The following is a 5797-nucleotide window of genomic DNA, read 5'->3' on the forward strand; positions in this document are numbered from 1 at the left end:
CCTTTTCGGAGGGACTTTCATTGAGGGAGCCGCGCCATGCTGGAGCGCACTGCTGCACTGGTATTTCCCTTCCTTTTCGGAGGGACTTTCATTGAGGGTCAGATTCGCCGAGCATGCCCTCACGAGCCAACGCAGATTTCCCTTCCTTTTTGGAGGGGCTTTCATTGAGGCCGCGCAATGATGACAACCTCCATCAACATCTAAACCATTTCCCTTCCTTCTGGGAAGGGCTTTCATTGAGGCGTCGTGATTGCCAACAGGGTTCAGGGTACAGATGGTCAATTTCCATACAGATTTGTGGGGACTTTCATTGAGGCACAAGCTCAGTTGCTCCGGCGGATGCGGTTATCAAGGATTTTCCCTTCCTTTTTGGAGGGCTTTCATTGAGGCTTCGTGGCTAATGAGTGGACTTCCTCTAGCGGTCGTTCCATTTCTTCGCTTTCTAGCAGAGACTTTCATTGAGGCGGCCGAATGCGGCGGGAATGAGCGGCTACGGTCACGTATTTCCCTTCCTTTTCGGAGGGACTTTCATTGAGGGCTCATGCACTGAGTGAGACAGGTGTATATTATGAGATATTCTCTCTATAAGAGAGAGACTTGCATTAAGGCACAACGTGGCCGCACCAACGGCAAGTATCGCCGCTGGCTATTTCCCTACTTTTTCGTAGGTACTTTCATTGAGGCGTAGAGGGCCCGACCATTGGCAAGTAGCTGTCCTCGGGATTTCCCTTCCTTTTGGGAAGTGCTTTCATTGAGGCTTTGTCGGCCATTTAAACGGCTGTGTCGCTGATGCCGATTTCTTCGCTGTCTAGCGGAGACTTTCATTGAGGCTCGCCCATCGCGCGGATTGCCGCCTGCGGGTCATTCAGATTTCTCTACCTTTTCGTAGGGACTTTCATTGAGGCGGTTCAGGTTCAGGGATAAAAGGCTCCACGCTCAGATTTCTCTTCCTTTTTGGAAGGGCTTTCATTGAGGGCCGTCGGGTGTGTCTGAAACTCACGCCTGGGTAATCTTATCTTCGCTTTCAAGCGGAGACTTTCATTGAGGCACCACGTGACCGCACCAACGGCATGCATCGCCGATTTCCTTACAGTTTTGTAGGGACTTTCATTAAGGCCTCACCGAGACGTTCGCCCCGAAATCTGAAAAACTATTTCCATCAGCTTGTGGGGACTTTCAATAAGACAGATCAATATCCCCCCCGTATGACCACGGGGCCGTTTGTTCTGCAGCTTGAGGTGTAGACTTTCATTGAGGTCCGGCAAGGTCTCGGGGGTGAGTCCATAGCTAAATTTCTCCGTTTCTCAATGGGGACTTTCATTGAGGTGATTTCCAGGGGTTCTTTGCCACACCAGATTTCATTATTTCCCTTCCTTTTGGGAAGGGCTTTCATTGAGGTTCGACACGCGAACCGCGCGCAGCCGAGACACACCCCATTTCCCTACAGTTTTGTAGGGGCTTTCATTGAGGTGACATTATCGAGTTCGACCTGTTGGGTGGTACCGGTTATTTCCCTTCCTTTTTGGAGGGGCTTTCATTGAGGCTATGGTGAGACGCTGGCGACCACAGCGGTTATCACATTTCCCTTCCTTTTCGGAGGGGCTTTCATTGAGGCACCGGGCCACGCGAGGCGAGCATGACGCAGAATCCGATTTCCCTTCCTTTTTGGAAGGGCTTTCATTGAGGCCTGGAAGGGGTAGCGATGCGGCGTGGGCAGGGTGCATTTCCCTTCCTTCTTGGAAGGGCTTTCATTGAGGCGAAGAGGCCGCAGAGATTATCTTTGGCTAAGCGCCCATTTCCCTACCTTTTTCGTAGGGACCTTCATTGAGGCGGGTGGCTCATCCCAGCTTGCGCGGGAAACACCTCAACCTTCCCTACAGTTTTGTAGGGGCTTTCCCTAACCTTTCTCTGCTCCGTTCGTGGACCCATCACAGTCCAGGAACGGAGCTTTTCCTTTTTCGCAGCGCAGGAAGCAACCAGGCTAAAACACCAACCGCAAACCCCACCCGCCAGCTGCTACCCGCCTCCTCCACACATCCAAGTAGAAAAACTTAACACGCCGACCCTGCGTCATAAACTCGCTGATAAGCCAAAACACTCCGCCGTGGTGCTACCCTCAAAACCAAGCAGTCAAAGCTGACTGCCCACCATATTCGCTCACACCAAGGAGACACCGATGTCTACCCCTTACAGTGCAGGCGACGAACTTCCTATCTCACTCGTCATGCACACCGTGTACTGCCCCCGCCGCGCATGGATTGAATCCAACGGTGAAAAGACCGACACCTCACAAATGCAAGAAGGGCAATCCGCCCACAAACGAGTCGACGACCCCAAAACATCCCGCGGCACGCAACAGCGCGCAGTCACGATCTCATCAACACGTCTCGGGCTCACCGGACGGTGCGACGCTATCGAACCCCAAGAAGACGGTTCTACCCGCATCATCGAATACAAAGCAACACCCGTACGCCGCAACGCCTCCGTCACACCAGCCCACAGGGTGCAGCTCGCCCTCCAAAAAATCTGCCTCGAAGAAGCTGGCGAAACCGTCAGCGAATGCGCGGTGCACTTCACCAACCACAACAAAACTGTGCCCGTCGACATCTCAGATGAAGACATCCGCACCGCAGAAGAATACGTACACACCACCCGCGCACTCATCGACAACCCGACAGCACCGCAACCCCTCGAAGACTCACCCCGCTGCAGCTGGTGCTCCCACATCTCCGTGTGCCTACCCGACGAATCCCACGGAAAAGAAAACATTACACGCGTCGTCGCCAGCAACCCCGACAGTCAAGTAGCGCACCTCACCACGCAAGGATCAAGAGCGACCGTCCAGCAAGTACGCCTCATCGTGCAGCACCTCAGCGAAACAATCAGCAGCGTACCCCTCGAACGCGTGCACAGCCTCGTGGTCCACGGAAACATCGACGTTTCCTCTGCGCTTCTACGAGAACTCATGTGGCGCAACTGCACCATCATCTGGTGCTCCAGCACCGGCCGAGTCTACGGCTGGTCGCAACCCGGCACCGGACCGAATGGACTGGCCCGCGTGCAACAGCATGTCCTCTCAGCGCAGGGGCACCTGCCCATAGCGGCCGCCATGATTGCCAGCAAAATCGCAAACCAAGCGACCCTGCTGCGCCGCAACGGCCACGCCGCAGACGCAAGCCGCACCATGCGAGATATTCAGAAGCACACACCGAAGGCCACCTCAATCCCGGAGCTGCTCGGCCTCGAAGGTGAAGCCGCCTCGCTCTACTTCGGCAACTTCGCGACCATGCTCAAAGAAGACGTGCTCACCGAACTCGGCTGGACCTGGACCGGGCGGCAGGGGAGAGGCGCCAACGACCCCATCAACATTCTGCTGAACTACGCCTACGGTATGCTCAGCTCAGAATGTATTCGTGCCATCCTCACGTGCGGGCTCGACCCTCATGCCGGGTTCCTGCACAGCAGCTCTCGCAATAAGCCGGCGCTCGCTCTTGACCTCATGGAAGAGTTCCGTGCAGTCATCGCGGATTCTGTGGTGGTGTCTCTTATTAATAGGAAGCAGGTTAAAGCGGCACACTTCACTGCGGTCGGTGGTAGCTACCGGCTCACACCCGAAGGGCGGAAGACCATCATCGCCGCGTTCGAGAAGCGAATGGCCACGGAGATTACCCACCCCACCTACGGGTATTCGGTGACGTGGCGCCGCGCTATTGAGGTGCAGGCCCGCATGCTCCTGGGCGTAATTAACGGAACCACCCGCGAGTACACGGGGGTGACCGTACGATAATGCGTGACGACGCCCGACGAACACTCATCGCTTACGACGTGCCCAGCGACCGGCGGCGCGCCAAACTGGCCAAGCTCATTCTCAGTTATGGGGACCGTATTCAGTACAGCGTCTTTATTGTGGATGCGGCCCCTGCCAAGGTGCGACGCATCAAAGACGAGGTTCAGGAACTCATCAATCCGGACGAGGACTCAGTGCTCTTCTGCGACCTGGGGCTGCTGGCCCGTCTTGATGAGCCGACCTTCAGCTACATTGGCCGGGCGCGCGAGGTGACCGAATCGGATGCGCTCATTCTTTAGGCGCGTGCTGCTCATTCGCTAGCGACGCGCGGCAGGGGAGCGGAGGAATGACGAGTTCGATTGCGGACTGGTAGTAGAGGTGGGGATAATGACCTTTGGAGGCTTTGTCTGTCTCCGCGAGAACCTGGCACATGACGTAATGTTGGCGTGTCGCTCGCGTGATGTTTTGGCTTGTCAATAGTGTTTGAACGCTTAAACGGCTGCTTGGGTATACTTTTATTTTCCCGCCTTCGGGCGGGGACTTTCATTGAGGACTCATACATTCAATAAGTCAGGTGCATATTATGAGATGTTCTCTCCTGGTGGAGGGGCTTTCATTGAGGTGTGAACCAGACCACCAAGCGTGTTGAGCTGGGCACTACATTTCCCCGCCTTCGGGCGGGGACTTTCATTGAGGATGGCATATGCAAGACGGGTCGCTCAAAGTCAAGGTCGGATTTCCCCGCTTTCGGGCGGGGACTTTCATTGAGGCATCTCATGTGCGTTGCCCTACCGTGACCCGCGCAAGCGATTTCCCCGCCTTAGGACGACGGGGACTTTCATTGAGGCATGACAGCGGCGACCTTGATGGGCTTAATCGACTTGGTATTTCTCCGCCTTCGAGTGGGGACTTTCATTGAGGCTGGCCGGTGGCTGAGGGCCTCACCTTTGCGGCCGGTGATTTCTCCGTCTTTGGGCGGGGACTTTCATTGAGGCGCAGGCTCCCTCCCTCCTTCCCTCGCTCCCTCCCAATTTCCCCGCCTTCGGATGACGATGCTGCGGTAGGCACAGATATTGCGTGATGTACACTTTGGATACGTAATCTGCGCGAGTCTCGTGCCGCAGCAGTCTCTGCTACGCCGTAACATGCTAGTTTTAGCTAGCTATTTCTCCGCTTTCAGGCGGGGACTTTCATTGAGGTATGGTCAACGGCCCCCAGGCCCTCTGGGACATCGCTATTTCCTCGCTTTCAGGCGGGGACTTTCATTGAGGCGACGGCTCTTCCGGACGCATCGTGCAGATCCAGATGGTATTTCTCCACCTTCGGGCGGGGACTTCGTTACGACGCTGGACGTGAATCGGGAAGTCTCACACGGGTTACGTAGCCTCGGTCTAGAAATCAATTTGGTTTCTAGACCGGGGCTCTTCTCTTTAAAACATGAAGATGGGGCAGAAACGGCACCTGCTGCCGACTCCTCTTGTCGGCTATCTGAGTCTGAAATGACCAAATCAGATGCGCGTAATCTTTAACAGCGCTATGGTGAAGCCATGAGTAATGACCGATTGCGCTGTACGGGAGAGGGGAGGATAATGAAGACGTCTAATGAGCTCCTGGGACGTATGCTTAATTACCTGTTCCTTGCACCTGGCATGGTGCAAGCTTTCATTGAGGTATGTACTGTTAGTTTGACGGGGCAGATCATTAGAAAATTCTTCTGGATTACAAAAACACGAGTCCAGAGGCTTTCCCTAGCTAGTCTCCCTCTCAATCGATGAGGGGGAGACCTTAGTTTTTTATATGTAATGTTAATTTAACGGGGTTTGGGGTTGTTGATTTCTCTGAGACTTAATGCTAACTTGAGAGTATCAACTGGTTTGTAGGTCACTTCAGTAACCTGCCGAAGTGGCTCTAGCCCCGACCTTGGAGGTGAAGGATATGTTCCGGCTACTCACAAGAAATAAAAGCCGCCCGCTACGCGAGTGAACTGCGCCCCGAAACTTGGACGCTATA

The 5797-nt window shown here is 54.7% G+C and carries 2 protein-coding genes; both read left to right on the plus strand.

Going from position 1 to position 5797, the window contains the following annotated elements; translation table 11 throughout:
* Positions 1 to 2176: 2176 nt before the first annotated feature.
* On the plus strand, positions 2177 to 3787 hold the full coding sequence (locus tag HMPREF2971_RS07220) for a CRISPR-associated endonuclease Cas4/Cas1 (RefSeq protein ID WP_070692146.1): 1611 nt from the start codon (positions 2177 to 2179) through the stop codon (positions 3785 to 3787).
* On the plus strand, positions 3787 to 4086 hold the full coding sequence (gene cas2, locus HMPREF2971_RS07225) for a CRISPR-associated endonuclease Cas2 (protein ID WP_083309680.1): 300 nt from the start codon (positions 3787 to 3789) through the stop codon (positions 4084 to 4086). The genes HMPREF2971_RS07220 and cas2 overlap by 1 nt, the downstream gene beginning before the upstream one ends.
* The last annotated feature ends 1711 nt before the right edge of the window (positions 4087 to 5797 follow it).

The sequence above is a fragment of the Rothia sp. HMSC066G07 genome, assembly GCF_001814485.1.
Taxonomy (GTDB): domain Bacteria; phylum Actinomycetota; class Actinomycetes; order Actinomycetales; family Micrococcaceae; genus Rothia.

Excerpts from the sequence above, each read along its gene's own strand:
- cas2 (WP_083309680.1), top strand. The coding sequence starts at position 3,787 with ATGCGTGACGACGCCCGACGAACACTCATCGCTTACGACGTGCCCAGC.
- HMPREF2971_RS07220 (WP_070692146.1), top strand. The coding sequence starts at position 2,177 with ATGTCTACCCCTTACAGTGCAGGCGACGAACTTCCTATCTCACTCGTC.